This window comes from Rathayibacter sp. AY1D9, assembly GCF_002932395.1.
In the GTDB taxonomy this organism is placed as follows: domain Bacteria; phylum Actinomycetota; class Actinomycetes; order Actinomycetales; family Microbacteriaceae; genus Rathayibacter.
Window position 1 is genome coordinate 54,419 of sequence record NZ_PSVQ01000010.1, and the last position, 21,557, is coordinate 75,975.

A 21,557-nucleotide genomic window follows, 5' to 3' on the forward strand; every position below is an offset into this window, starting at 1 on the left:
CCGAGACTATCGCGTCCCGGGGACTAGAGCGTGAAGCCCCGGTCGTTGGGGCCGACCGGCGCCGGCAGCTGGGTCGTGCCCTCGAGGTAGCGGTCGACCTCGGCCGCGACGGAGCGGCCCTCCGCGATCGCCCAGACGATCAGGGACTGGCCGCGCCCGGCGTCGCCGGCCACGAAGACGCCGGGGACGGTGGTCTCGAAGGCGTCGCCGCGCGCGACGTTGCCGCGCTCGGTGAAGGGGACGTCGAGCTGGCGGCCGAGGTGGTCCGCCTCCGGGCCGGTGAAGCCGAGGGCGAGCAGGACCAGGTCGGCCGGGATCTCGCGCTCGGTGCCCGCCTTGGGGACGCGGCGTCCGTCGAGGTACTCGGTCTCGGCCACGCGCACCGCGCGGACCTCGCCGCCCTCGTTCGCGAGGAACTCCACGGTCGACGCGAGGAACATCCGCTCCCCGCCCTCCTCGTGGGCGCTCGAGACCTCGAACACGGTCGGGTCCATCGGCCAGGGCTGGCTGTCCGGGCGCTGCGACGGCGGCTGCTGCCCGATCGCCAGGTTCGTGACCGACGCGGCCTTCTGGCGGTGGGCGGTGCCGATGCAGTCCGCTCCGGTGTCGCCTCCGCCCAGGACGACGACGTGCTTGCCCTCGGCCGAGATCTGCTCGAAGACGCGGTCGCCCGCGATCGCGCGGTTCGACTGCACGAGGTACTCCATGGCGAAGTGCACGCCGTCGAGGTCGCGCCCCGGGATCGGCAGGTCGCGCGGCACGAGAGCGCCGGTGGCGACCACGACCGCGTCGTAGCGCGCCCGCAGGTCGTCCCAGGTGATGTCGGAGCCGATGTCGACGCCCGCGCGGAACCGGGTGCCCTCGGCCTTCATCTGGTTCAGGCGGAGCTCGAGGTGCTTCTTCTCCATCTTGAAGTCCGGGATCCCGTAGCGCAGGAGGCCGCCGATGCGGTCGTCGCGCTCGTAGACCGCGACGGTGTGCCCGGCGCGGGTGAGCTGCTGAGCTGCGGCGAGCCCCGCCGGGCCGGAGCCGACGACCGCGACGGTCTTGCCGGTCAGGCGCTCCGGCGGGTGCGGCTGCACCCAGTCGTTGCCGAAGGCCTGATCGATGATCGAGACCTCGATCTGCTTGATCGTGACGGCGGGCTGATTGATGCCGAGCACGCAGGACGACTCGCACGGCGCCGGGCAGAGCCGGCCCGTGAACTCCGGGAAGTTGTTCGTCGCGTGCAGGCGCTCGATCGCCTGGCGGCCCTCGCCACGCCACATCAGGTCGTTCCACTCGGGGATCAGGTTCCCCAGCGGGCAGCCCTTGTGGCAGAACGGGATGCCGCAGTCCATGCAGCGGCCCGCCTGCCGGCGCAGCACGGCGGAGTCGCCCTGCTCGTAGACCTCTTTCCAGTCCATCAGGCGGACGGACACGGGACGCCGCTTGGGCAGCTCCCGGTCCTGCACCTTCAGGAACCCCTTGGGATCAGCCACCGGTCACCTCCAGAATCCGTCCCCAGACGACGTCGCCGTCGGGGTCGAGCCCCTCCTCCACAGCGGATGCGCGCGTCGCGAGCACCGCGGCGAAGTCGCGGGGCAGTACCTTGACGAAACGCGAGACCGTTCCGTCGAAATCGTCGAGCATCCCCTGGGCCAGGGTCGACTCGGTCTCCGCGACGTGCCGCTCGAGCAGGTCGCGAAGGATCTCTACGTCGGCGCTGCCGAGCTCGGAGAGGGTCAGCTCGCCGGAGGCGATCGCGTCGCGGTTCACGAGCTCGCGGCGCAGGCCGTGGATGTAGGCCGTGCCGCCCGACATGCCGGCGCCGAGGTTCCGCCCGGTCTCGCCGAGGATCACCGCCAGGCCGCCGGTCATGTACTCGAGCGCGTGGTCGCCCACTCCCTCGACCACCGCGGTGGCGCCGGAGTTGCGGACCAGGAAGCGCTCGCCGACCATCCCGCGGATGAACATCGTGCCCTGGGTCGCCCCGTAGCCGATCACATTGCCCGCGATCACGTTCGTCGAGGCGTCGAAGGTGCTGCGGCGGTCCGGCCGCACCACGATCTGGCCGCCAGAGAGGCCCTTGCCGACGTAGTCGTTGGAGTCGCCCTCGAGCCGCAGCGTGATGCCGGCGGGGAGGAACGCTCCGAGCGACTGCCCGGCCGAACCGCGGAGCGACACGACGATGGAGTCGGCAGGTAGACCGTTCTCGCCGAAGCGGACGGTGACCTCGTGGCCGAGCATGGTGCCGACGGCGCGCTCGGTGTTCTTGATCTCGCGCTCGATCCGCACGGTGCCGCGGTGGTCGAGCACGTTCGCCGCGAGGCGGATCAGCTCGTTGTCGAAGTGATGCTCGAGCTCGTGCTCCTGCGCGCGGCCGTGGCGGCGCGGCTCCTCCGCCGTGAAGACCGGTCCGACCAGGATCGGCGTCAGGTCGAGCCCGCTCGCCTTCCAGTGCTCGATCGCCTGGTCGACGTCGAGCAGCTCGCGGTGTCCGACGATCTCGTCGACGCTCCGGAAGCCGAGCTGCGCGAGGTACTCGCGCACCTCCTGGGCGATGAACTCGAAGAAGTTGACGACGAACTCGGGCTTGCCGGAGAACCGCTGGCGCAGCTCCGGGTTCTGCGTCGCGACGCCCACCGGGCAGGTGTCGAGGTGGCAGACGCGCATCATGATGCAGCCCTCGACGATCAGCGGAGCCGTCGCGAAGCCGAACTCCTCGGCTCCGAGCAGCGCGCCGATGACGACGTCGCGACCGGTCTTCATCTGGCCGTCGACCTGCACGACCACGCGGTCGCGCATGCCGTTGAGCATCAGCGTCTGCTGGGTCTCGGCCAGGCCGAGCTCCCAGGGCGTGCCCGCGTGCTTGAGCGAGTTCACCGGGCTCGCGCCGGTGCCGCCGTCGTGACCCGAGACGAGGATCACGTCGGCGAGGGCCTTCGCGGTGCCGGCGGCGACAGCTCCGATGCCCGACTGGCTGACCAGCTTCGCGTGGATGCGCGCCGACGGGTTCGCCCGCTTGAGGTCGAAGATCAGCTGCTTCAGGTCCTCGATCGAGTAGATGTCGTGGTGCGGCGGCGGCGAGATCAGGCCGACACCGGCGGTCGCGTGCCGGGTGCGCGCGATCCACGGGTACACCTTCGTCGGCGGCAGCTGACCGCCCTCGCCGGGCTTGGCGCCCTGGGCGAGCTTGATCTGGATGTCGTCGGCGTGGGTGAGGTACATGCTCGTGACGCCGAAGCGGCCCGAGGCGACCTGCTTGATCGCGGAGCGGCGCTCCGGGTCGAGCAGCCGCTCGGTGTCCTCGCCGCCCTCGCCCGTGTTCGACTTGGCGCCGAGGCGGTTCATCGCGATGGCGAGCGTCTCGTGCGCCTCCGGCGAGATGGAGCCGTAGCTCATCGCGCCCGTCGAGAAGCGCTTGACGATCGCCTCGACCGGCTCGACCTCGTCGATCGGGATCGGCGTGCGCCCCGCGGTGTCGAGCTTGAACATGCCGCGGAGGGTCATCAGCGAGCTCGCCTGGTCGTCGACCATCTTCGTGTACTCGCGGAAGACGTCGTAGCGGCGGTTGCGCGTCGAGTGCTGCAGGCGGAACACCGTGTCCGGGTTGAACAGGTGCGGGGCGCCGTCGCGGCGCCACTGGTACTCGCCGCCGACCGCCAGGCGCTCATGCGCGACGATCGCGCCGTCCTCGGGGTACGCGGCGCGGTGACGCGCGGCGTTCTCCTCGGCGACGACGTCGATGCCGATGCCGCCGAGCTTCGAGACGGTGCCGGTGAAGTACTGGTCGACGAACGCCTGGCTGAGGCCGACGGCCTCGAAGGTCTGCGCCCCGGCGTAGCTCGACACGGTGGAGATGCCCATCTTGGACATGATCTTCAGCACGCCCTTGCCGAGCGCCTTGATCACGTTCTTCACGGCCTTCTCCGGCGAGACGTCCGACAGCATGCCGCTGCGGACGAGGTCCTCGCAGGTCTCCATCGCCAGGTACGGGTTGACCGCGGAGGCGCCGTAGCCGATGAGCGTCGCCACGTGGTGCACCTCGCGGACGTCGCCCGCCTCGACCACGAGCCCCACTCGCATCCGGTTCTCGGTGCGGATGAGGTGGTGGTGCACGGCGGCGAGCATCAGCAGCGAGGGGATCGGCGCGAAGTCCTTGGTGGAGTCGCGGTCCGAGAGCACCAGGAACTGCGCTCCCGCGGCGATGGCCTCGTCGGCCTCGTCGCACATCTCGTCGATGCGGTCCTGCATCGCGCGGGGTCCCGCGTCGACGCGGTACAGGCCGCGGATCGTCGTGGTGATGTGGCTCAGCGGGCGCGGCGCGATGTGCTGGATCTTCGCGAGCTCGTCGTTGTCGATGACCGGGAAGTCGAGGACGACCTGTCGCGCATGCTCGGCACCGGCGGTCAGCAGGTTGCGCTCGGGGCCGAGGCCCAGGCGGAGCGAGGTCACGACCTCCTCGCGGATCGAGTCCAGCGGCGGGTTCGTCACCTGCGCGAAGGCCTGCGTGAAGTAGTCGAAGAGCAGGCGGGGGCGCTTGGACAGGACGGCCACGGGGGTGTCCGAGCCCATCGCTCCGAGCGGCTCCGCACCGGCGCGCGCCATCGGCAGCAGGAGGAGGCGGACCTCCTCCTCGGTGTAGCCGAAGGTGCGCTGGCGGCGGTTGACCGAGGCGGGCGTGTGCACGATGTGCTCGCGCTCGGGGAGGTCCTTGAGGTTGATGCGGCCCTTCTCGAGCCACTCCTCGAACGGACCGGAGGCGGCGAGCTGCCCCTTGATCTCCTCGTCCTCGACGATGCGGCCCTGCTCGGTGTCGACCAGGAACATGCGGCCGGGCTGCAGGCGTCCCTTGCGGACCACCTTCGCGGGGTCGATGTCGAGCACGCCGATCTCGCTGGCGAGCACCACGAGCCCGTCGTCGGTGACGACGTAGCGGCCGGGTCGGAGCCCGTTGCGGTCGAGGGTGGCGCCGACGAGCTCGCCGTCGGTGAAGACGATCGCGGCCGGGCCGTCCCACGGCTCCATGAGCATCGAGTGGTACTCGTAGAACGCGCGGCGCTTCGGGTCGAGCGCGCCGTCCTGGTTCTCCCAGGCCTCCGGCACCATCATCATGATCGCGTGCGGGAGCGACCGGCCGGCCAGATTGAGCAGCTCGACGGTCTCGTCGAACGAGGCGGAGTCGCTGCGGCCGGGCGAGACGATCGGGAACAGCGGGGCCAGGTCGCCCAGCTCGCGGCTCTTCAGCTGCGACTGGCGCGCGCGCATCCAGTTGCGGTTGCCCTGCACCGTGTTGATCTCGCCGTTGTGCGCGATCATCCGGAACGGCTGAGCGAGCGGCCACGAGGGGAAGGTGTTGGTGGAGTACCGGGAGTGCACCAGCGCGAGCTTCGACGCGAAGCGCTCGTCGGACAGGTCAGGGTAGAACGGCTCCAGCTGGAGCGTCGTCACCATGCCCTTGTAGACGAGCGTGCGGCTCGAGAGCGACATGAAGTAGACCTCGAGCTCGCGCTCGACGCGCTTGCGCAGGCGGAAGGTCAGGCGGTCGAGGCGCACGGAGGAGAGGGGCGTGCCGCTCTCGTCGGTCAGCTCGCTCCGGATGAACAGCTGCTCGATCGCCGGCATGGCGGCCCGGGCGAGCGTGCCGATCTCGTCGGGCTGCACGGGCACGGACCGCCAGCCGACCACGGCGAGGTTCTCCTCGCGGGCGATGTCGGCGATCGTCGACTTGACCCGCTCGCGCTCGAACACGTCCACCGGGAGGAAGGCGTTGCCCACCGCGTACTGGCCCAGCGGCGGGAGCTCGAAGGGAGCGACCGCGCGGAGGAACTCGTCCGGGATCTGCGTGATGATCCCCGCGCCGTCGCCCGTTCCCGCGTCGGAGCCGACGGCGCCGCGGTGCTCGAGGTTGCGCAGCGCGTTCAGCGCGGCGTCGATGATGTCGTGGCCGGCGGTGCCGCGCATGGTGGCGACCATCGCGAGACCGCACGCGTCCTTCTCGGCGGCCGGGTCGTACATCCCCTGCGCCGGCGGCATGCCCAGGAAGGGCACGGCGCGGGCCGGGGTCGAGGGCTGGGCGGAGGCCATGGGAACCGTCCTCACGGGGGTGATGGCTGATCGGGACGTCGCTGGCCCGCGGTGGTGGAGGAGGTGCGGCTCCCCGATCGGGAGGGCCGCAGGGTTCTGCCGTGGCGCGAGCGTCGCGCGCCGTCGGCGGTGCCTGCACGACGACCCGCCCGCGGCAGCGCTCGTGGCTGCGCCGCGATGGGGCGGTCGTGGAGGTGTCGGGCACCCGGGAGGCGGTCGCGGAGGCTCCGCGACCTCCGTCAGGTGCGGGAGACCGTCGGCTTCTCGGCGTCGGTGCCGGAAGCAGGGGTGGTGGTGTCGTCGGAGTCGGACTCGACGTCCTCGAATTCTACCGCAGCCGGGGCGGGCGTCCACTCGCGACCCGGCCGGTAGGCCGAGGGCTCGGCGCCCGGGTGCTCGCGCTTCTGGATCACCACGAGGACCAGGCCGATGACCACGGCGATGAGCGCGGCCCAGACGTTGGTGCGGATGCCCCAGAAGAACTCGCTCGGGTCGATCCGGATGGACTCGAACCAGACGCGGCCGATCCCGTACCAGATCAGGTAGGCGGCGAAGACGGTGCCCCACTGCAGCTTGAGACGGCGCTCGAGCAGGAGGATGACCGCGATGCCGACGACGTTCCAGAGGATCTCGTAGAGGAAGGTCGGGTGGAAGAGCGTGCCCGCCGGGAGGCCGACGGGGAAGGCCGGGTTGGTGGTCTCGATCTCGAGGCCCCAGGGCAGGGTCGTGGGCAGGCCGAAGAGCTCGTGGTTGAACCAGTTGCCCAGGCGCCCGAGCGCCTGAGCGGCGAGCATGCCGGGGGCGAGGGCGTCGGCGAAGGTCCAGAAGCGCACTCCTGTCCAGCGGCAGCCGATGAACGCGCCGACCGCGCCTCCGATCAGCCCGCCGAAGATGGCGTTGCCGCCGTTCCAGATGCGGACGACCTCCCACGGGTCGGCGCCGTCGTAGAAGTAGTCGCCGGGGTGGGTGAGCACGTGGTAGGCGCGGGCGCCGACGATGCCGAGCGGCACCGCCCAGATGATGATGTCGAGCACGACCCACGGCTCCGCGCCGCGGCGCTTGAGGCGCTGGTTCGTCATGATCGTCGCCACGATGATCCCCGCGAGGATGCAGAGCGCGTAGGTGTGGATCGCGAGCGTGAAGGTGCCGATCGTGAGGTCGTACTGACTCCACGCGTCGGGGGGGCTCGGAATGCTCAGCGGTACGGACACCGGTACTCGACCTTTCGAAGGAGGGGGTCCCCCGGGCACGGCTCGGCCGCGCCCCGGTGGGCATCCCGATTGTAGCGGGAGGGTGTCAGCGCGCGGAGCGCAGGCGGGTGCCCTCGGCGAGGCCGCGGGAGGTCTCGGCGACCGCGTCGACCCCGCCGGACGCCAGCGCCCGCACCAGGGCGGATCCGACGATGGCGCCGTCCGCGTAGGCGAGGATCTCGGCGACCTGCTCGCCGGTCGAGATGCCCAGGCCGACGCACGCGCTCTCGGAGCCGGCGGCGCGGAGGCGGTCGACCAGGGTGCGGGCCGCGGAGTCGACATCGGTGCGCGCGCCGGTGATGCCCATCGTCGAGACCGCGTAGACGAATCCACGGCTCGAGTCGACGGCCTGGCGCAGGCGCGTGTCCGTCGAGGACGGTGCCGCGAGGAACACGCGGTCGAGTCCGAGCCGCTCGGAGACGGCGAGCCACTCGGCGCCCTCGTCCGGGATCAGGTCGGGCGTGATGAGGCCGGACCCGCCGGCCTCGGCCAGATCGGTGGCGAAGCGCTCGACCCCGTACTGCAGGACGGGGTTGTAGTAGGTCATCACCAGGACCGGCACGTCGACGCGCGCCCGGATCTCGCGGACGGCCTCGAAGCCGTGGCGGAGGCGGAAGCCGCCCGCGATGGCGGCCTGGGTCGCCTCCTGGATGACGGGTCCGTCCATCACCGGATCGGAGTAGGGCAGACCGAGCTCGATCGCGTCGACGCCGTTCTCGGCCATGGCCACGGCGGCGTCGATGCTGGTCGGCAGGTCGGGGAAGCCGACGGGGAGGTAGCCGATCAGGGCGCCCGCCGCCTCCTCGTTCCGGCGCCGGACGGTCTCGGCGACGCTCGGTCCGCGGCCGCTCACGACTGCACCGCGCCCTGGTCCATGAGGCCGAAGTAGTGCGCAGCGGTCGTCATGTCCTTGTCGCCGCGGCCCGAGAGGTTGACCAGGATGGTGGCCTCGGGGCCGAGCTCGCGCCCGAGCTCCAGCGTGCCGGCCAGCGCGTGCGCGGACTCGATCGCCGGGATGATCCCCTCGGTGCGGCTGAGCAGCATGAGCGCGTCCATCGCGGCCGAGTCGGTGACCGCGCGGTAGTCGGCGCGGCCGATGCTCGAGAGCCACGCGTGCTCCGGGCCGATGCCCGGGTAGTCGAGGCCGGCCGAGATCGAGTGCGACTCGACGGTCTGGCCGTCCTCGTCCTGGAGGAGGAAGCTGCGGGCGCCGTGCAGGACGCCGGGGCGGCCCTTGCTGATGGTCGCCGCGTGGCGGGGGGTCTCGATCCCGTCGCCGCCGGCCTCGAAGCCGACGAGGCGGACCTCGGGGTCATCGAGGAAGGCGTGGAAGATCCCCATCGCGTTGGAGCCGCCGCCGACGCAGGCGGTGACCGCGGTGGGCAGCGAGCCGGTGAGCTCGAGGACCTGCTCGCGCGCCTCCTCGCCGATGATCTTCTGGAAGTCCCGGACGAGGGCCGGGAACGGGTGCGGGCCGGCGACGGTGCCGAAGATGTAGTTCGTGGTGCCCACGTTCGTCACCCAGTCGCGCATCGCGTCGTTGATCGCGTCCTTGAGGGTGCGCGAGCCGGTCGTCACGGGGATCACCTCGGCGCCGAGCAGGCGCATGCGGGCGACGTTGAGGGCCTGGCGCTCGGTGTCGACCTCGCCCATGTAGACCACGCAGTCGAGGCCGAACAGGGCGGCGGCCGTGGCGGTCGCGACGCCGTGCTGGCCCGCTCCCGTCTCGGCGATGACGCGGGTCTTGCCGATCCGCTTGGTGAGCAGCGCCTGGCCCAGCACGTTGTTGATCTTGTGCGAGCCGGTGTGGTTGAGGTCCTCGCGCTTGAGGATGATCCGCGCACCGCCGGCGTGCTCGGCGAACCGCGGCACCTCGGTGATGATCGACGGACGACCGGTGTAGCTGCGGTGCAGCTCCATCAGTTCTGCCGCGAACGCGGGATCGACCTTCGTGCGCTCGTACTCGGCGCTCAGCTCGTCGAGGGCCTCGACGAGGGACTCGGGGACGTAGCGTCCGCCGAACTCGCCGAAGTAGGGGCCGAGTTCATCCCGGAGTGCCATGGGGGTACCGCCTATCGGTGTGGTCAGTGCGCCAGGAAGCCGGCGAGGGTGGAGACGGGGTCGCCGCCGGTGACGAGAGCCTCGCCCACGAGGACGACGTCGGCTCCGGAGCCGCGGTAGTGCGCGACGTCGTCGGCGGTGAGGACGGCCGACTCGGCCACCTTCACCGCATCGTCGGGGAAGCGCTCGGAGAGGCGGCCGAAGAGGTCGCGGTCGAGCTGGAAGGTGGAGAGGTCGCGGGCGTTCACGCCGATGAGCCGCGCGCCGAGGTCGGCGGCCCGCTCGAGCTCGTCGGCCGAGTGCGTCTCGACGAGCGGGGTCATCCCCAGCTCGAGCACGAGGGCGTGCAGCTCGGCGAGCAGGGGCTGCTCGAGCGCGGCGACGATGAGGAGGACCAGGTCGGCTCCGGCCGCGCGGGCCTCGAGGACCTGGTACGGCTCGGCGACGAAGTCCTTGCGCAGGACGGGGATCGACACGCGCTCGCGGACCGCCTCGAGGTCCGCGAGGGACCCCTTGAAGCGGCGCTCCTCGGTGAGGACGCTGATCGCGCTCGCTCCCCCGAGCTCGTACTGCCCGGCCAGCTCGGCGGGGACGGGGATGTCGGCGAGGGCTCCGCGCGACGGGCTGGCGCGCTTCACCTCGGCGATGATCCTGACGCGCTCGGCGGGGGCCAGAGCGGCCAGGGCGTCGAGGGCGGGCGCCTGGGCGAGCGCGCGGCGCTCGACGGCTTCGAGCGGGGCGCTCTCGCGGCGCCGGGCCGCGTCGGCCAGGGCGCCGGCGGTGAGGTCGGCGAGCACCTAGGCGCGCGCCTTCGGGTTCGCCTTCGCGCCGTTGACGCCGTAGCCCGCCTTGGCCATGCCCATGCCCACGAGCAGACCCACCACGACCAGGCCGGCCGAGAGCCAGACCACCAGGGGCACGTCGAACCAGAACGCGATCGTGCCGATCGTGAATCCGACCAGCATGATGACGACGGCCGTCCACGCTGCGGGCGAGTGGCCGTGGTTGTCGTCGTCGTGCTCGGTGCTCATGGGTCTCCTCCTGGGGGTGCATCGGGACCAGAGCAGTCTAGCGTGAGGCGCCTGAGCGCCCGGCCCCGGACTCGCCTGCGCAGCCGCCTGCAGGAGGCGGGGATGCCGGACCGCCGGACACGACCGCGGCCGGTGTCAGCGGCCCGAGGTGGGGTCGTCGCCGCGCGAGAGCTCGTCCCACGAGACGACCGGGTCGATGTCGCCGTCGTCCGTCTGCACGGTCGACGCGCCGTGGCCGTAGCCGTCGGCGGGCTCGAAGCGGGAGGCGCGCTTCCGCGCCGCTCCCGGCCAGCGGCCCGAGGTCACGAGGACGCCGATCCCGAGCAGCGCGGTGAGCACGCCGCAGACCAGGGCGACGAAGGGCCAGGCCGTCGCGGAGGACGAGGCCACGAGCGCCGCGACGGACTGCTCCCCCGCGATGGCGGTCGCCTCGGTGACGAGCGAAGCGCCGGCGCGCACGGGGTCGCCCAGTGCCGTCGCGGCCGCGAGCACCACCGAGGCGCCGAGGACGGCCTGGAGCACACCGAGCACGATCCGGAAGACGGGGCCGGCGATGGCGAGGGCCGCGGCGAGGGCGAGGCCCGCGAGCGCCAGGGCGGAGAGCGCGGGCGCGGCGACGGTCCCGGCCACGTCGATCCGCTGGCCCTCCCCCTCGATCGCGGCCAGGGTCAGCGTGGACCAGGTCTGGGTGGAGGAGGTCAGCTCGAGCGCGGCGAGCAGCACGACCCCGAGGATCGCCGTGTACTTCAGCCGCCGTCCGCTCATGCTCACTCCGCCGGACCGAGGCCGGTGAACGGCACGAGGGGGTCGACGTCGAAGCAGGCGTGCTCGCCCGTGTGGCAGGCTGCGCCGATCTGCTCGACCTGGACCAGCAGGGTGTCGGCGTCGCAGTCGAGGGCGGCACCCCGCACGTACTGCGCGTGCCCGGACGTGTCGCCCTTGCGCCAGTACTCCTGGCGCGAGCGCGACCAGAAGGTGACGCGGCCCTCGGTGAGGGTCCGCCGGAGCGCCTCGCGGTCCATCCAGCCCATCATGAGCACCTCGCGGGTGTCGTGCTGCTGGATGATCGCGGGCAGGAGCCCGGTCGGATCGAAGGCGGCGCGGTCCAGGACGGCGTCGAGCTCGGCGGGGGTCATCGGATCTCGATCCCGGAGGCGGCGAGCGCGCGCTTGACGTCGCCGATCGTCAGCTCGCGGTTGTGGAAGACGGAGGCGGCGAGCACGGCGTCGGCTCCCGCGTCGACGGCCGGAGCGAAGTGCTCGACGGCGCCGGCGCCTCCGGAGGCGATGACCGGCACGGAGCTCAGCTCGCGCATCGCGGCGATCAGCTCGAGGTCGAAGCCCTGCTTGGTGCCGTCGGCGTCGATGGAGTTGACCAGCAGCTCCCCGGCGCCGCGCTCGACGGCCTCGGCCGCCCAGGCCAGGGCGTCGAGCTCGGTCTCGCGGCGTCCGCCGTGAGTGGTGACGACGAAGCCGGACGCCGTGGCGTCGCTCCGCTTGACGTCGAGCGAGAGCACGAGCACCTGCGCGCCGAAGACGTCGGCGATCTCGCCGAGGAGCTCGGGCCGGGCGATCGCGGCGGAGTTGACGCCCACCTTGTCGGCGCCGTGCGCGAGCAGTCGCGAGACGTCCTCGGCGCTGCGCACGCCTCCGCCGACCGTGAGCGGGATGAAGACCTGCTCGGCGGTCGCCCGCACCACGTCGTAGGTGGTCGAGCGGTCGTCGACCGTGGCGGTGACGTCGAGGAAGGTCAGCTCGTCGGCGCCCTGCTCGAAGTAGAGGCGGGCGAGCTCGACGGGGTCGCCCGCATCGCGCAGGTTCTGGAAGTTGACGCCCTTCACGACGCGGCCGGCGGCGACGTCGAGGCAGGGGATGACGCGGACGGCGAGACTCATCGGCTCCCCCTCTACAGGCGCGCGGCGTGGATGGAGGTGACCAGGATCGCGCGGGCGCCCAGGTCGTACAGGCGGTCCATCACCTGGTTCATGTCCGAGCGCGGCACCATCACGCGGACGGCCACCCACTCGGCGTCGTGCAGCGGCGAGACCGTCGGCGACTCGAAGCCCGGGGCGATCGCCGTGGCGCTCTCCAGGAGCGCGACGGGGCAGTCGTAGTCGAGCAGCACGTACTCGCGGGCGACCAGCACGCCCTGCAGGCGGCGCAGCAGCACCGGGATGCCCTCGGGCTCCCCCGCGGCGGAGACCAGGACGGCGGTCGAGTCCAGGATGACCGGGCCGAAGATCTCGAGGCCGGCCTTGCGGAGCGTGGTGCCGGTCTCGACGACATCGGCGATGACGTCGGCGACGCCGAGCTGGATCGCGGACTCGACCGCGCCGTCGAGGCGGATCAGCGTCACCTCGACGCCGTGCTCCCGGAGGAAGCGGCCCACGAGGCCCGGGTAGCTGGTCGCCACGCGGAGGCCGTCGATCTGCGCGAGCTCGTCGTAGCGGCCTGCGGGCCCGGCGAAGCGGAAGGTGGAGTTGGCGAAGCCGAGGCTCGCGATCTCGCGCGCCTCGGAGCCGGAGTCGATCAGGAGGTCGCGGCCGGTGACCCCGACGTCGAGAGCGCCGGAGCCGACGTAGGTGGCGATGTCGCGCGGGCGCAGGTAGAAGAACTCGACCCCGTTGCGCTCGTCGACGACGTGCAGCTCCTTCGGGTCGCGGCGGCCGGTGTAGCCGGCCTCCGCGAGCATCTGACCGGCGGTCTCCGAGAGGGAGCCCTTGTTGGGGACGGCGACGCGCAGGAGCGCCGGGGCGGGGGTGGTGGTCACGGGACGTCCTTCATGACTCGACGGCTGTTCAGGGGGCGGCACGGCTCCTCGGGGAGCGTGCGGGCGCGACGGCGCGGAGCGGAGGCGCACCCCGGCGAGCGGGGCGGGGCTCACAGATGCCGGTAGACGTCGGCCGTCGTCAGTCCCTTGGCGAGCATGAGCACCTGCAGGTGGTAGAGCAGCTGCGAGATCTCCTCGGCGGTGCGCTCGTCGCCCTCGTACTCGGCGGCCATCCACACCTCGGCGGCCTCCTCGACGATCTTCTTGCCGATGAAGTGCACGCCGGCGTCGAGCTCGCGGACGGTGCCCGAACCCTCGGGACGGGCGGCGGCCTTCTCGCCCAGCTCAGCGAAGAGGTCGTCGAAAGTTTTCACCGGGGAAGTCTATACGGCGGCCGGGCGCGGGCCGCCTCAGTGCCGGTGCAGGTGAGCGGTCGCCGTCTCGCGCAGCGACGCGATCGCGGCCTCCGGGTCGTCCGCGCCGAAGACCGCGGAGCCCGCGACGAAGGTGTCGGCTCCCGCCTCCGCTGCGATCTCGATCGTGCCGGGAGCGATCCCGCCGTCGACCTGGAGCCAGACGTCGAGCCCGGTGCGGTCCACCACGTTCCGGAGGGTGCGCAGCTTGGGCATCGTCTCCTCCATGAAGGACTGGCCCCCGAAGCCGGGCTCGACCGTCATCACGAGGACCTGGTCGAACTCGGGCAGGAGGTCGAGGTAGTCGTCCACCATCGTGCCCGGCTTGAGCGCGATCCCCGCCCGCGAGCCGATCTCGCGCAGGCGCCGCGCCAGGGCCACGGCGTCGCGCGCGGCCTCGGCGTGGAAGGTCACGGAGAAGGCGCCGGTCTCGGCGTAGTCGGGGGCCCACCGGTCGGGGTCGTCGATCATCAGGTGCAGGTCGAGCGGGCGGGGCGAGACGTCCTGGAGGCGCTGGACCATGGTCAGCCCGAAGGTGAGGTTCGGCACGAAGTGGTTGTCCATCACGTCGACGTGCACGAGGTCGGCTCCGGCGATGCGCTGCAGCTCGGCCTCGAAGTTCACGAAGTCGGCGGAGAGGATGCTGGGGTTGATCCGTGCGGGCATGCGTCCAGCCTAGATCGGAGCGTCCTCCGCGTCCGCCCGGCCGAGCGCGTTCCCGCTCCGGAGGGTTTAGGCGTCTCCGGACGCCGCCTCGAGGGGCCGGCGGCGGAGGAGCTGCACGAACATGGCGTCGGTGCCGTGCCGGTGCGGCCAGAGCTGCACGTGGAGGGGGCCGTCCGGCAGCGGGAGCGCGTCTGCCGTCACCGCGCGCAGCACGGCCGGCGTGTCGACGAGCTCGAGCTCGTGCCGCTCCTGCGCGAGGGCGAGCACGCGCCGGGTCTCGCCGAGGTGCGGCGAGCAGGTCACGTAGGCCAGCAGCCCGTCGGGAGCGAGAGCCCTCACCGCGGAGTCGAGCAGCTCGCCCTGGAGGGCGGCCAGCGGCTCCACGTCGGCCGCGGACTTGCGCCAGCGCGCCTCCGGCCGCCGCCGCAGCGCACCGAGACCGGTGCACGGCGCGTCGAGGAGGATGCGGTCGAACGATCCCGGCTGCTCGTCGCCCAGGTCGCGCCCGTCGCCGGTGCGCACCTCGACCGACGGATCGACGGCGGCCAGCGCCTGCCGCACCAGGCCCGCGCGGCCCGGAACCACCTCGTTGGCGAGCAGCGCCGCCCCTCCTGCGCGCGCCTCCGCCGCGAGCAGCGCCGCCTTGCCGCCGGGTCCCGCGCACAGGTCGAGCCAGCGCTCGCCCGGGCGGACCGGCCGTGCTCGGGAGAGCGCCAGAGCGGCGAGCTGGGAGCCCTCGTCCTGCACGCGCACGCGGCCCTCGTGCACCGCGGGGAACGCCTCCGGGTCGCCGCCGGTGCTGGTCATGCCGACCGGCGAGAACCGGTCGGATTCGGCGTCGGCGATCTCGCCGGGAGACGCCAGGCCCGGCAGAGCCACCAGGTTCACCCGCGGAGCCGCGTTGTCGGCGGCGAGCAGCGCGTCGAGCTCGTCGGCCGCCCCCTCCGCCGCCAGCGCCCGTCGCAGGGCGCGCACGATCCACACGGGGTGGGAGCTCAGCGCGGCGATCCGGTCGTCCCCGGAGACCGCGGCCGCGGAGACCCGCTCGCGCCACTCGCCGGCGCTCGAGCGCGAGACCGCGCGCAGCACGGCGTTGGCGAAGGCCACCGCTCCCCGCGAGGAGCCGGCCGCGACGAGCGCGACGCTCTCGTTCACCGCGGCGTGCGGGGCCACGCGGGTCGCGAGCAGCTGGTGCACGCCCAGGCGCAGCGCGTCGAGCACGGGCGCATCGATGCTCTCGACGGACCGGCCGGCCGCGAGGGCGATCACGCGGTCGTAGTAGCCGGACATCCGCAGAGTGCCGTAGCAGAGCTCGGTGGCCAGTCCCGCGTCGGCGGGCGAGAGGCCGGCGGCGCTGATCCGCGCGGGCAGGACCAGGTTGGCGTAGGCGTCCGACCCGCTCACCGCGAGCAGGACGTCGTAGGCGACCCGGCGGGCGGGAGCGGCCTCGCGACGGGCGCTCATGCGAGCACCGTGCTCTCGCGCAGGCCGCGGGCCCAGGCGGCGCCGGCCATCGGGGTCCTGCCGGCGGGCTGGACGGTGACCAGCTCGACCGCTCCGTCCGCGGTGCCGACGAGGGCGCGCCCCGAGTCGAGGCGGACGACGCCGGGAGCGAGGTCCCCCTCGGCCGCGCGGACCGCGAGCACCTTGAGGCGCGCGTCCCCCACTGCGGTCGAGGCTCCGGGCTCGGGAGTCGTTCCGCGCACGAGCGCGAGGACCCGCGCGGTCGGGAGGCTCCAGTCGATCCGGCCGTCGGCGGCGTCGAGCTTGGGAGCGGGGGTCGCCTCTCCGGCCTGCGGAGTCGCGACGGCCGTGCCCTCCTCCAGCGCGCCGACCACGCCGAGGGTGAGGCCGGCGCCGCTCGCGGCCAGCTCCGTCAGCAGCTCGCCCGCGGTGTGCTCCCCCGCGTCGACGGCGAGCTCGGCGTACACGTCACCGGCGTCGAGCTCGGCGACCAGCTGGAAGACGCTCGCGCCGATCCGCGTGTCGCCCGCCATCAGCGCCCGCTGGACGGGAGCCGCCCCGCGCCAGCGCGGCAGCAGGGAGAAGTGCAGGTTGATCCAGCCCAGGCGCGGCACCGCCAGCAGGCGCTGCCGGACGAGGCCGCCGTAGGCCACGATCACGCCGAGGTCGGGGGCGAGCTCCGCGATCCGGTCGGTCACGTCCTCGTCGAGGCGGTTCGCCCGGATCACCGGGATCCCCAGCTCCTCGGCCACGACGGCGACCGGCGAGGGGGTGAGCACGCGCTTGCGTCCCACCGGGGCGTCCTCCCGGGTGACCACGGCCACGACCTCGTGCGCGGAGGCGGCGAGGTCGCGGAGGGTCGGAACGGCGGCGGCGGGCGTGCCGGCGAAGACGAGGCGCACGGGGGTCTCCTGGGGAGTCAGAGGATGTCGGGGTCGTCGAGACGGACCCGGAGCCGGGGGGCCGGCCGGAAGCGGCCGGGCGTGGTCGGCGGGCGACGACGGCGCGTGGCGTTGCGGATCACGGCGGAGCGGAGGCGCGCGGCCACATCCGCACCGCGAGCGTAGTCGAACCGGACGATCGCCCGGACGGAGCCGTCCTCGAGCCCGACAGGACCGAGGACCTCGTGCCGGTCGTCCTCGTCGAGCGCGTCGAGCGCCTCCTCCACCGCGTGCGCGTCGCCGCTCACCGTGGCCAGGCGCACCGCGGGCGGGAAGCGCAGAGCGCGCCGCTCCTGGAGCTCGGCCCGGAGGTACTCGGCCTGCCGCCAGGTCGCCAGGGCGGTCGCGAGCCGGCCGCCGACCCCGACCAGGAGGACCGGCGCGCCCGGGCGGGCCAGCGCCGCGGCGTTCGACCAGGTGCGGAGCGCGTCGTCGGCGACCCGCAGGCTCTCGCGGGCCAGCATCCGCTCGCCGTCCAGCAGCAGGACGGCGTGGTAGCCGCCGTCGGCCCGCGGCTCCGCCCCGCGCGTGGCCACGACGAGCGCGGGCTCGTCGGGGAGGGTGAGCACGGGGCGCTGCCCGTCGGCGACGATCACCTTGGCACCCGGGAAGGCGCGTCCGAGCTCCTCCGCGGTGCGGCCCGCGCCGAGGGAGACGAGGCGCAGAGCCGTCGCCTCGCAGACGGAGCAGGTCCAGTCGGCCGCGATCAGGCCGCACCAGCCGCAGCTCGGCCGCCCGCCCTCGGAGTGCACGCCGAGCGGACCCTGGCAGCGGTTGCAGCGTGCGACGGTCCGGCAACGGGCGCAGGCGACCACCGGCGCGTAGCCGGGGCGCGCGACCTGGACGAGCACGGGACCGGAGTCGAGGGCCTTCCGCGCCTCCCGCCAGGCGGAGGAGGGGATGCGCGCTGCCGCGTCGTGCTCGTCGGCCGCCCACTGCTGGGCGGTCGGCACGACGTGCGGGCGGCGGCTCGGCCGCGGCTCCACCTCGGTCGCGAAGCCGATCTCGACGAGCCGCTCGACCTCGACCGTGCGCGTGTTGCCGAGCAGGACGAGGCCGGCGCCGCTCTGCTCCTGCCGCACCAGGGCGACGTCGCGGGCGTGCGCGTAGGGCGCGAGCGGCTCGGCGAAGAGCGGATCGCCGTCGTCCCAGAGCGCGATCAGGCCGAGGGCGGAGGAGGGCGCGTAGAGGACGGAGCGGTTGCCGACGACGACCCGCGGCCCGGGATCGAGGCAGCGGACGAAGGCGGAGTAGCGCTCGGCGCCCTTCTGCCGCGCATCGAGGCGCACCACCGCCTCCGCGGGGACGAGGGCGGCGAGAGCGAGCTCCAGCTGCTCCTGGTCGCGGTAGTCGGGGACGGCCAGGATCGCGTCGCGGCCCGCGGCGAGCGTGTCCCGGGCGAGCTCGGCGAGCGTGACGGCCCAGCCACCGACCCACGCGCCCGAGTCGAGCCTCACCGGAACGGGCACGGCGCCGACCGCCAGCCGGGCCCCCTCGGCGAGTCCCGCGAAGGAGGCGTCGGGGTAGCCCGTCACGCCGCCCGCCTCGACCGCGGGCGCCGCAGGAGCGGGACCCGCGGCGAGTCGCGCCTTCTCGACGCGGACGTGGCGGCGCGGCACGGCCAGGCGCAGCACGTCGCTCGCGCCTCCGGAGGCGCGGTCGGCCACCCGGCGGGCGAGGGCCCAGACCTCCGGGGTCAGCACGACGAGCGGCGAGACCAGCTCCTCGATGCCGCTGAGCGCTCCGGCGTGCTCGGTCCCCTCCCCCGTCTCGACGACGAACGCGTCGGCGATCCGGCCTCCGGTCCGCAACGGCACCCGCACGCGCACGCCGGGGACCACCTCGCCGCGCAGCGCCTCCGGCACCGCGTAGTCCAGGAGCCGGTCGAGCTGCGGGAGGGGCGAGTCCAGGAGCACGCGCGCGACGGCTCCGCTCGTCGCCATCGCCGCCGCGCCCGCTACGAGAGGCCCGCGGCGGAGCGCAGGTCGTCGACCCGGTCGAGGCGCTCCCAGGTGAAGTCGGGGAGCTCCCGGCCGAAGTGGCCGTAAGCCGCGGTCTGCGCGTAGATCGGGCGGAGCAGGTCGAGTGCGTGGATGATCGCGGCCGGGCGCAGGTCGAAGACCGAGCGGATCGCCTCGGTGATCGTCTCGTCGGAGACGGTGCCGGTGCCGAAGGTCTCGACGTAGAGGCCGACCGGGGCCGCCTTGCCGATGGCGTAGGCGACCTGCACCTCCAGCCGCGAGGCGAGCCCCGCGGCGACCGCGTTCTTGGCGACCCACCGCATGGCGTAGGCGGCCGAGCGGTCCACCTTCGACGGGTCCTTGCCCGAGAACGCGCCGCCGCCGTGGCGGGACGCTCCGCCGTAGGTGTCGACGATGATCTTGCGGCCGGTGAGCCCGGCGTCGCCCTGAGGGCCGCCGATCTCGAAGCGGCCCGTCGGGTTGATCAGCAGGCGCACGGCGGAGGAGTCGAGGTCGACCGTCTCGAGGACGGGGCGGATGACGTGCGCCGCGATGTCCGCGTGGATCGTCTCGGTGCTGACGTGCTCTGCGTGCTGGGTGGACAGGACGACGGTGTCGATGGTGGACGGCGTCGTGCCGTCGTAGCCGATGGTGACCTGGGTCTTGCCGTCGGGTCGGAGGTAGTCGAGCTCGCCCGACTTGCGGACGGCGGCCAGGCGCTCGGCGAGGCGGTGCGAGAGCCAGCTCGGCAGCGGCATGTACTCGGGGGTCTCGTCGGTCGCGAAGCCGAACATCAGGCCCTGGTCGCCCGCGCCCTGGCGGTCGAAGGCGTCCTCGCCCGCCTCGGAGGAGCGGACCTCGAGCGCCGTGTCGACGCCCGCCGCGATCTCGGGCGACTGCTGGCCGATCGAGACCGAGACGCCGCAGGAGCGGCCGTCGAAGCCCTTCTCCGAGGAGTCGTAGCCGATCTCGACGATCGTGTCGCGCACGATCTTGGGGATCTCGACGTAGCCGCTCGTGGAGACCTCGCCCGCGACGTGCACGAGCCCCGTCGTGACCAGCGTCTCGACGGCGACCCGGCTGTGCGGGTCCTCGCGGAGCAGGGCGTCGAGGATGCGGTCCGAGATCTGGTCGCAGATCTTGTCCGGGTGGCCCTCGGTGACGGACTCGGAGGTGAACAGGCGGAGGGGACCGGAGGTCATGCTTCTCTTCTCGTCCCGGCTCGTGCGGACCGGGGTCGTTCGTACCGGGAGTGGCCTGGCGGGCGCGATGCCGGGCGGCAGGCGATCGGCGCCTGGGCGGGCGGACCGGCGGGGCTAGCGCACGACCGCGTCGAGGACGCGATCGGCCACCTCCGCCTTGCTGCCCGAGGCCTCGCCAACTATATCGCCGGCCCGATCGAGGACCACGACGGCGTTGCTGTCGCTCTGGAAACCCTCGGCCCAGCCCACCCTGTTGAGGACGAGCAGGTCGCAGCCCTTCCGGGCGATCTTGGCGCGGCCGAGGGCGAGCATCGCGTCCCGGTCCGGCTCGGTCTCCGCGGCGAAGCCGACGACGATCTGCCCCTCCCGCCGGGAGGCGGAGATCTCGGCGAGGACGTCCGGGTTCTTGACGAGCTCGAGGACGAGACGGTCGCCCTGCTGCTCCTTCTTGATCTTCGCGTCGGCGACCGCGGCGGGCCGGTAGTCGGCGACGGCCGCGGCCATGATCACGACGTCCGCGCCGGTGGCCGAGGCGAGGGCGGCCTCGCGCAGCTCGAGCGCGGTGCCCACCGGGAGGACCGTGACGCCCTCCGGCGCCGGCACGTCGAGGTTCGCGGCGAGGAGGGTGACCTCCGCGCCCCGGGCCGCAGCGGCCAGCGCGAGCGCGACGCCCTGCCTGCCGCTGGAGCGGTTGCCGACGAAGCGCACCGGGTCGAGGGGCTCGCGGGTTCCGCCGGCGGTCACGAGGACGCGCACGCCCGCGAGGTCGCGGCAGGCGGAGGCGGAGCGGGCGTGGACGGCGAGGGCCTCCGCCACGATCGTCTCGGGCTCCTCCATGCGGCCGGGGCCCGAGTCGGCGCCGGTGAGGCGGCCGACCGCGGGTCCGACGACGTGCACGCCGCGGGAGCGGAGCACCGCCGTGTTCGCGACGGTGGCGGCGTTCGCCCACATCTCGGTGTGCATCGCGGGGGCGACCACGAGCGGGGCGGTGCTCGCGAGCACCGTGTTGCCGAGCAGGTCGTCGGCGAGGCCGGCGGCGAGTTTGGCGAGCGTGTGCGCCGTCGCGGGCGCGATCACGATGAGGTCGGCGGCCTGGCCGATGGCCACGTGCCGGACCTCGGCGACGCCCTCGTAGAGCTCGGTGTGCACCGGGTTCCGCGAGATGGCCTCGAGGGTGGGCTTCCCGACGAAGCGCAGCGCGGCCTCGGTCGCGACGACGTGCACGTCGTGCCCCGCGAGGACCAGCGCGCGGACGACTCCGACGGCCTTGTACGCGGCGATGCCGCCGGTGATGCCGACGACGACGTTGAGCCGTCGGCCGGCCTCGAGAGAGGAGCCCACCCGGAGGGGACTACTCGGCGAGGGGCTTGGCGACGAGCTTGTCCTCGTTGATCTCGTGCAGTGCGACCGAGAGGGGCTTGTCGTCGATGGTGGAGTCGACCAGCGGGCCGACGTTGTCGAACAGGCTGCCCTCGTGGAGGTCGGCGTAGTAGTCGTTGATCTGGCGGGCGCGCTTGGAGGCGAAGATCACCAGCGCGTACTTGGAGTCGACCTTCGAGAGGAGCTCGTCGATGGGCGGGTCGATGATGCCGAGGTTGTTGGCCATGGGTGTCTCCTTGCAGGCGCATCAGCGCCGATCTGCGGCTCCGGAGCAACACGGCGCGCGGGCTCCGAGGGGCGTGTGCCCGGTGGGACCCGGGGCGTCGGCCCGGAGGTGGTCGGTGGCCCGG

General features: G+C 73.1%; 19 protein-coding genes. All 19 read right to left on the reverse strand.

Going from position 1 to position 21,557, the window contains the following annotated elements:
• Nucleotides 1-23 precede the first annotated feature (23 nt).
• The 19 genes from C5C50_RS06465 to rpoZ all read right to left on the reverse strand — a co-directional run bounded on the left by C5C50_RS06465 (nucleotide 24) and on the right by rpoZ (nucleotide 21,433).
• Nucleotides 24-1,481, reverse strand: a complete 1,458-nt coding sequence (locus C5C50_RS06465; protein WP_104246790.1) for a glutamate synthase subunit beta — start codon at nucleotides 1,479-1,481, stop codon at nucleotides 24-26.
• Complete coding sequence (gene gltB, locus C5C50_RS06470) at nucleotides 1,474-6,069, reverse strand: glutamate synthase large subunit (RefSeq protein WP_104273126.1); 4,596 nt, start codon at nucleotides 6,067-6,069, stop codon at nucleotides 1,474-1,476. The genes C5C50_RS06465 and gltB overlap by 8 nt, the downstream gene beginning before the upstream one ends.
• A 239-nt stretch (nucleotides 6,070-6,308) precedes the next feature.
• A complete protein-coding gene (lgt, locus tag C5C50_RS06475) occupies nucleotides 6,309-7,280 on the reverse strand; it encodes a prolipoprotein diacylglyceryl transferase (protein WP_258059820.1) in 972 nt (323 codons plus the stop codon).
• A gap of 85 nt (nucleotides 7,281-7,365) precedes the next feature.
• Nucleotides 7,366-8,172, reverse strand: a complete 807-nt coding sequence (trpA, locus tag C5C50_RS06480; protein ID WP_104232657.1) for a tryptophan synthase subunit alpha — start codon at nucleotides 8,170-8,172, stop codon at nucleotides 7,366-7,368.
• Entirely contained in the window at nucleotides 8,169-9,380 is a 1,212-nt protein-coding gene (gene trpB / locus C5C50_RS06485) for a tryptophan synthase subunit beta (protein WP_104225310.1), read from the reverse strand. Before trpB ends, trpA begins: the two co-directional genes overlap by 4 nt.
• 23 nt (nucleotides 9,381-9,403) lie before the next feature.
• A complete protein-coding gene (gene trpC, locus C5C50_RS06490; protein ID WP_104221862.1) occupies nucleotides 9,404-10,177 on the reverse strand; it encodes an indole-3-glycerol phosphate synthase TrpC in 774 nt (257 codons plus the stop codon).
• Nucleotides 10,178-10,411, reverse strand: coding sequence for a DUF6704 family protein (locus C5C50_RS06495; RefSeq protein ID WP_104221860.1), 234 nt, complete (start codon nucleotides 10,409-10,411; stop codon nucleotides 10,178-10,180). It abuts the gene before it with no gap.
• 135 nt (nucleotides 10,412-10,546) lie between these two features.
• Nucleotides 10,547-11,176, reverse strand: a complete 630-nt coding sequence (locus tag C5C50_RS06500) for a Trp biosynthesis-associated membrane protein (protein WP_104273127.1) — start codon at nucleotides 11,174-11,176, stop codon at nucleotides 10,547-10,549.
• Nucleotides 11,177-11,178: 2 nt separating this feature from the next.
• Nucleotides 11,179-11,547 (reverse strand): phosphoribosyl-AMP cyclohydrolase, encoded by a 369-nt coding sequence (gene hisI, locus C5C50_RS06505; RefSeq protein ID WP_104221855.1) that lies wholly within the window; start codon nucleotides 11,545-11,547, stop codon nucleotides 11,179-11,181.
• Nucleotides 11,544-12,305: an imidazole glycerol phosphate synthase subunit HisF gene (gene hisF, locus C5C50_RS06510; protein ID WP_104221853.1), complete on the reverse strand. Its 762-nt coding sequence runs from the start codon at nucleotides 12,303-12,305 to the stop codon at nucleotides 11,544-11,546. The genes hisI and hisF overlap by 4 nt, the downstream gene beginning before the upstream one ends.
• 11 nt (nucleotides 12,306-12,316) lie before the next feature.
• Nucleotides 12,317-13,180, reverse strand: a complete 864-nt coding sequence (hisG, locus tag C5C50_RS06515) for an ATP phosphoribosyltransferase (RefSeq protein WP_104221851.1) — start codon at nucleotides 13,178-13,180, stop codon at nucleotides 12,317-12,319.
• A gap of 110 nt (nucleotides 13,181-13,290) precedes the next feature.
• Entirely contained in the window at nucleotides 13,291-13,554 is a 264-nt protein-coding gene (locus C5C50_RS06520) for a phosphoribosyl-ATP diphosphatase (protein WP_055791842.1), read from the reverse strand.
• Between the two features lie 36 nt (nucleotides 13,555-13,590).
• Entirely contained in the window at nucleotides 13,591-14,259 is a 669-nt protein-coding gene (gene rpe / locus C5C50_RS06525; protein WP_104257836.1) for a ribulose-phosphate 3-epimerase, read from the reverse strand.
• Between the two features lie 66 nt (nucleotides 14,260-14,325).
• Nucleotides 14,326-15,723, reverse strand: a complete 1,398-nt coding sequence (locus C5C50_RS06530) for an RsmB/NOP family class I SAM-dependent RNA methyltransferase (protein ID WP_104273128.1) — start codon at nucleotides 15,721-15,723, stop codon at nucleotides 14,326-14,328.
• Complete coding sequence (locus tag C5C50_RS06535; RefSeq protein WP_104273129.1) at nucleotides 15,720-16,625, reverse strand: methionyl-tRNA formyltransferase; 906 nt, start codon at nucleotides 16,623-16,625, stop codon at nucleotides 15,720-15,722. The genes C5C50_RS06530 and C5C50_RS06535 overlap by 4 nt, the downstream gene beginning before the upstream one ends.
• A 17-nt stretch (nucleotides 16,626-16,642) precedes the next feature.
• Complete coding sequence (locus tag C5C50_RS06540) at nucleotides 16,643-18,607, reverse strand: hypothetical protein (protein ID WP_104273130.1); 1,965 nt, start codon at nucleotides 18,605-18,607, stop codon at nucleotides 16,643-16,645.
• 14 nt (nucleotides 18,608-18,621) lie between these two features.
• Nucleotides 18,622-19,827 carry a methionine adenosyltransferase gene (gene metK, locus C5C50_RS06545; RefSeq protein WP_104221839.1) on the reverse strand — a complete coding sequence of 402 codons (1,206 nt, stop codon included), beginning with the start codon at nucleotides 19,825-19,827 and terminating at the stop codon, nucleotides 18,622-18,624.
• 114 nt (nucleotides 19,828-19,941) lie between these two features.
• Entirely contained in the window at nucleotides 19,942-21,168 is a 1,227-nt protein-coding gene (gene coaBC / locus C5C50_RS06550; protein ID WP_104273131.1) for a bifunctional phosphopantothenoylcysteine decarboxylase/phosphopantothenate--cysteine ligase CoaBC, read from the reverse strand.
• A 10-nt stretch (nucleotides 21,169-21,178) separates the two neighbouring features.
• Nucleotides 21,179-21,433: a DNA-directed RNA polymerase subunit omega gene (gene rpoZ, locus C5C50_RS06555; protein WP_104221835.1), complete on the reverse strand. Its 255-nt coding sequence runs from the start codon at nucleotides 21,431-21,433 to the stop codon at nucleotides 21,179-21,181.
• Between the last annotated feature and the right edge of the window lie 124 nt (nucleotides 21,434-21,557).

Bases quoted from the DNA above. Each gene is read 5' to 3' on its own strand.
- C5C50_RS06530 (WP_104273128.1), bottom strand. From the start codon at position 15,723: ATGAGCGCCCGTCGCGAGGCCGCTCCCGCCCGCCGGGTCGCCTACGAC.
- hisI (WP_104221855.1), bottom strand. From the start codon at position 11,547: ATGACCCCCGCCGAGCTCGACGCCGTCCTGGACCGCGCCGCCTTCGAT.
- hisF (WP_104221853.1), bottom strand. From the start codon at position 12,305: ATGAGTCTCGCCGTCCGCGTCATCCCCTGCCTCGACGTCGCCGCCGGC.
- rpe (WP_104257836.1), bottom strand. From the start codon at position 14,259: ATGCCCGCACGGATCAACCCCAGCATCCTCTCCGCCGACTTCGTGAAC.
- C5C50_RS06540 (WP_104273130.1), bottom strand. From the start codon at position 18,607: ATGGCGACGAGCGGAGCCGTCGCGCGCGTGCTCCTGGACTCGCCCCTC.
- trpB (WP_104225310.1), bottom strand. From the start codon at position 9,380: ATGGCACTCCGGGATGAACTCGGCCCCTACTTCGGCGAGTTCGGCGGA.
- C5C50_RS06495 (WP_104221860.1), bottom strand. From the start codon at position 10,411: ATGAGCACCGAGCACGACGACGACAACCACGGCCACTCGCCCGCAGCG.
- metK (WP_104221839.1), bottom strand. From the start codon at position 19,827: ATGACCTCCGGTCCCCTCCGCCTGTTCACCTCCGAGTCCGTCACCGAG.
- C5C50_RS06500 (WP_104273127.1), bottom strand. From the start codon at position 11,176: ATGAGCGGACGGCGGCTGAAGTACACGGCGATCCTCGGGGTCGTGCTG.
- gltB (WP_104273126.1), bottom strand. From the start codon at position 6,069: ATGGCCTCCGCCCAGCCCTCGACCCCGGCCCGCGCCGTGCCCTTCCTG.
- rpoZ (WP_104221835.1), bottom strand. From the start codon at position 21,433: ATGGCCAACAACCTCGGCATCATCGACCCGCCCATCGACGAGCTCCTC.